The organism is Nitrospirota bacterium (assembly GCA_040752355.1).
Lineage (GTDB): Bacteria > Nitrospirota > Thermodesulfovibrionia > Thermodesulfovibrionales > Dissulfurispiraceae > JBFMCP01.
This window is the reverse complement of the sequence record JBFMHE010000040.1, coordinates 1-4790: the sequence shown is the minus strand read 5'-3', so window position 1 is coordinate 4790 and position 4790 is coordinate 1. Positions and strand designations below refer to the sequence as shown.

The 4790-nt window shown below is 62.1% G+C and carries 5 protein-coding genes; all 5 read right to left on the bottom strand.

The features are described from left to right. Nucleotides 1–223 (bottom strand): hypothetical protein (locus AB1805_17090; protein MEW5747146.1); only part of this gene is annotated, 223 nt, incomplete at its 3' end. Nucleotides 224–396: 173 nt separating this feature from the next. After that, a complete protein-coding gene (locus tag AB1805_17085) occupies nt 397–1404 on the bottom strand; it encodes a hypothetical protein (GenBank protein MEW5747145.1) in 1008 nt (335 codons plus the stop codon). Beyond that, nucleotides 1401–2603, bottom strand: coding sequence for a glycosyltransferase (locus tag AB1805_17080; GenBank protein MEW5747144.1), 1203 nt, complete (start codon nt 2601–2603; stop codon nt 1401–1403). Before AB1805_17080 ends, AB1805_17085 begins: the two co-directional genes overlap by 4 nt. A gap of 9 nt (nt 2604–2612) precedes the next feature. Further along, nucleotides 2613–3854 (bottom strand): glycosyltransferase, encoded by a 1242-nt coding sequence (locus tag AB1805_17075; GenBank protein MEW5747143.1) that lies wholly within the window; start codon nt 3852–3854, stop codon nt 2613–2615. Between the two features lie 91 nt (nt 3855–3945). Then, a partial coding sequence (locus tag AB1805_17070) for an ABC transporter ATP-binding protein (GenBank protein MEW5747142.1) occupies nt 3946–4790 on the bottom strand: 845 nt, incomplete at its 5' end.

Here is a 4790-nt window from a genome sequence, read left to right as displayed (position 1 = left end):
AGCGCCAGCTGAAGGTGCTGCCGTCCCTGCTGTAGACCGAGTCGGCTCCGTAGAAGTTGGAAGCCCCTGAGAGCGGCCATGTCCCCGTCCGCTCCGTATTCACCGATACGTTGTCGATGATCACTTCAAGGGCAAGGGCCTTGCTGCCTGCTGCGAAGAGCAAAGCAAAGAAAAGTGCACTACACAACAAGAAGATACCCGCGCGCGTCTGATGCTTTTGCATTACTGGTCCCCCGTTTCCGTAGGTATAGTGAGGATGAAGAGTGAGCCTGGATATCAGTCAGGCGACGTCGATGTCGAATCGGAATAACGCATTATCGCTGTAGTGCAGAAGGCATGATCAGGATGGGACGGCGGGCGTTCTGCCCGGATCCGTTCATGGCGATACGATCCTGCTTATCTTTTCCAGAAGCGCCGGTCCAGAAGCGCCGGACGCCGCCGGACCGTGCCGAACCCGTCGACCGCGGCGATCCAGCGGTCCCCATCGATGCGGTGGGGATCGATGTGGTGCATGGCCCGGGCGTTCCAGCCCAACCCGGTCCACCGCACCACCGGGCTTCCGGGGAGCTCCCGTTCCTCGTAGGCATCGGCGGTGAGCACGGTGATCTCGAAGGCCCGCACCTGCCTGCCGTAGCGGGGATAGTCATCCTGGGCGAACCTGATGAGCGATCCCCCGCTCTCGACGATCCGTCCACCCGGCCTGGCCCTTGTTTTGTCCCCCTGAATGAGAGGGCTCTTCGGATGCTCCGCGTAAGGGCCGGTGAGGCGGTCCGACGAGAAGAGCCAGAGCGTATCGCATTCCGGGTTGGAGGCGAAGAGCCACCACACATTGTTATAGTGCACGACCGAGGCGTCGGCAAAGTTGCGTCCCTTCACCAGGTCGCCGATAAACCGCCACCGGGCGGGGAAGGGGTCGGCCTTATACAGGCGGACCGTCTGCGTTGCGCCCGCTTCGGGGATCATGTAGTGGTCGTCCTGCCACTTGAAGGTGTACGGATACGAAAGATGAAAGGGCTCGGCCAGGACGATCTGCCGGTAGGTCCAGGCAAAGCCGTTCCCGCTCTCTGCAAGACCGATCTCCCCCTGTCCGGTGCTGCTGTTCATAACCTCGAAAAACATGTACCAGGTATCGCCCTCGCGGACCATGAACGGGTCGGCAACGAATTCAGCGGGCACGTCCGAGACATCCGCAGCGGTGAGGACCGGGCTCGGCGCTCTCTTCCCCGGACAGAGATCGATGAGCGAATCGCCGAGGTACATCCCGATCGACCATTCACCACTGGCGCCACGGTAAGGCTTGCGGCCTCTGGACCTGACCGCATGCCTGGATACATGGAGCATGAAGAGGACGGCAAAGGAAGAGAGGAATATCCCGGCAACGGCGATCGCGGCAGCGCTCTTCATCTTTCCCCTGCGCTGCTGCGGTGCCCGCCCATGATACGCTCGACGATCTGCCGGTAGGAGCGCGCATAGCGCTCCGTCGTGCAATGCGTTCGCGCGTATTCCCACGTCGCGCGCGCCCTGCTCCCGAGCTCGCTCCCGCTGCAGCCGGCGAGAGCAGCCACCGCCTTTCGGATCTCCTCCACCGAGCTCTCGCCGAGGATAATCCCGAAGTCTTCGACATCGATGCCGGTCTCATAACTGACGATGGGGATCACGCCTGCATGCATGCAGGTGACCACGCTTCCGGCCTGGCCCTCCGAGCACGAGGGGTACACTATCCCGATGCATGTGTCCAGGACCGCTCTGAATCGGGCCTGTGCAACATTGACCCATCCGACCGTATGGATATTCGGGGTGAGGTACAGCTCCCGGTAAAAGGTCCGCTCAAAATGCTTTTCATCGGTGACCGGGCCGCAGACGTAGAGGTGATAGTCGGGCATCCCGGCAAAGGCCTCGAGCACGAGGTCGAGTCCTTTATGGACGAGCCCGCTGCTGCCGAGCCAGAGGAAATTCTTCCGGCAGGCATCGTAGTCCTTCTCTTCCGGCCAGGGATAGACCGCGCATGACGGGACATCGATGCGGAACAGGGGCTTCCCTGCATAGGCATAGGTACCGAGAGTAAACTCGTTGCCGAGCACCGTGGCAAAGTCGGCATATTCGATCCCGAGATTGAATTCGATGATCCTCAGGCTGTCCACGGTCACCCCTCTCCTCCGCTGGAGCTCGAGGCCCCGCCGGTACGATGCAGCGTTGTTGAAGAGCCAGTGAGCCGTATCCATATGGACGATCTTGATGCAGTCGCTGTTGAGCGACGCCGCGATGCGTGCGAAATTGGTCCGGGCGCCGACGAAAACGGCGTAGTTCTTTTTCGGAATGAACGCCCTGTTGCGATAATCGATAGAATCGACCCCGTAGCCGAGCCCGAGGAATACCTTTGCCATCTCGAGCGATTCGCCGTAGTGGGTGTGCGTATTCGGCACCGGCTCGCCCTCTGTCAGCAGAAACGGCTCCATGATATACGAGAGAAGCATCGTCCCTTTGGAGGCGCCTTCAGGCCGGAGCGACACCACGCTGCCGGACGCCTCGGGAGGAGCGGGGCGGGCCCTTTTTATCTCCACGCCGCACTTCAGGGCGGCGTCTTTGATTATCTTCTTGAGCAAGGAATCGTACTAGGGCGACAGCGAGCCGGCTGCCGGGGCCAGGCGCCCGTCGCGGCGCATCGACGATGCACAGCAGGCGCGGCCCCGGTCGATCATAATCGTTTCGATGACGGTCCGGTACTCATCTTCGAACCGCTCGTGCGTATGGTACGCCCGGGCATGATCCCAGGTCTTCCGCGCCTTCTCCCTCAGCTCACCGGGAGAGAGCTGGGACAGCCATCGTACCGCCTGTTGTATCTCATCGACAGAGCTGTTCACGAGCGTCAAGCCGAAGTCGCCCGCATCGACCCCTGCCTCGCAGCTGACCACCGGGATCACTCCTGCATGCATGCAGGCCACCACGCTTCCCGCCTGCGCTTCCGAACAGGACGGGTATACCATGCCGATACACCGGCGGGTGATATCGATGAACGCGGGGCTCGCGACATCGACCCATCCGATGGTATGGATGTTCGGGGTATGGTACAGCTCTTTCCGGTAGGCGGCCACGAAGTCCTGCTCCCGCTCGACGGGACCGCAGATGGAGAGGCGGTACTCGGGCATTCCGGCAAAGGCCTCGAGCACGAGGTCGAGCCCCTTATGGACGAGCCCGCCGCTGCCGAGCCAGAGGAAACTTTTCCGGTAGGCGCCGTAGTCCTTCTCTTCCGGCCAGGGATAGACGGCACAGGCGGTTTGGGGCACACGGAAGATGGGCTTGCGCGCATAGGCGAAGGTGCCGATCGTGAACGCGTTGCCGGTCATCGTCGCGTAGTCGGCATGCTCGATCGCCCTGTTCAGCGGAGCGGTCCTTCGCGGCTGGAGAGCGACCCCCCTCCTGTACTGCAGCGCCATGAGACGCCTCGTCTCGGCCGCATTGTGGAACAGGGCGTGGCACGTGTCGATGTGCATTATCCTTATGCAGTCTTCGTTGAGGAACGGATCGAGACGTTCGAGGTTGCGCCGCACATCGACGATGCACGAGTACGGCTTCCGGGGGATGAAAGCGGCATTGCGATAATCGATGACGTCGACGGCATACCCGAGGGAGAGGAACACCTTCGCGATCTGCAGAGAGCGCCGGTAGTTGTTATGCGACGTCGGCAGCGGCTCATGCTCCTTCAGCAGGAACGGAGAGAGTATGTAGGAGAGCAGCACCGTGCCGTCGCCGGGGACTTCGGGGCGGAGTGACACCACGGTATCCGCGGCGCCTTCGGGAGGGGAAGACCTCCTCGCTATCTCCACCCCGAGCTTCAGGGCGGCTGTCCTGACCATTCTTTTTATCATAAACCGGGCAGTTCAGGTGAACGTGCCGCCTCTCAGGAGATGCGCTGCTCGAAGCTGCGGGCGGTCGGCGGGTTCAGGGCTATCTGCACAGCTCCCTGTATACTCTTTTCTTCCCGTTGCTGCTCTGCCGGCTCTTTCTCTTGCCGCCGAGATCGGTCTCCCACTTCAAGAGCGGCCTTACGGCGCCCTTGAGGGAGCCGAGCCAATCGCCGCGCGCCGAGTCTCCTTCACCGCTGTCGACGACCTGGAACGCGACCGCGTCCGCTGCGGTAAACTGGTTCGTCCGCGGGTTCGTCGTGAGCATGCAGGCCTCCACGAAGAGCATGCCTTCCGAGAGGAAATTGCCGGGGATCCATGCCGTGCTGGTGTAGCGTCCTGCGGGACGGGCCCTGGCGCGCCAGCGGGGATCGGTATCGATGGAGGTGAATACCGAGAGCCCCTCCTCATTGTCGATATTGAGATGGGGGAGCAGCACATAGCCGGACTTGAGCACGTCGTACTCCATCTCGATGCCGATCGGCCTCCGTATATCGAAGCGCTTTTCGACGCGGCCGTCCTCCGTCTTTGCCCTCACGGCGCGCAGGCGTACGATCCCGCCTCCGGGGGCGGTCTGCTCGTCAGGCCATATCCGTTCGGCAACCCCGCTGTCCTCATGCTTCAGGTACGCTCCCACGACCTGGTCAGCCGGTCCGTCGTGGGTGACGGAACCTCCGTCGAGGAGAATCGCGCGCTTGCAGAGGCGGGCGACTGCCGTCATGTTGTGCGTGACGAGAAGCACCGTGCGTCCGCGGTTCCCGACATCCTGCATCTTGCCGATGCATTTTTTCTGGAAGGTGGCGTCGCCGACGGCGAGCACCTCGTCGACGATCATGATCTCGGGCTCGAGGTGGGCCGCTACCGCGAAGGCGAGCCTCAGGTACATCC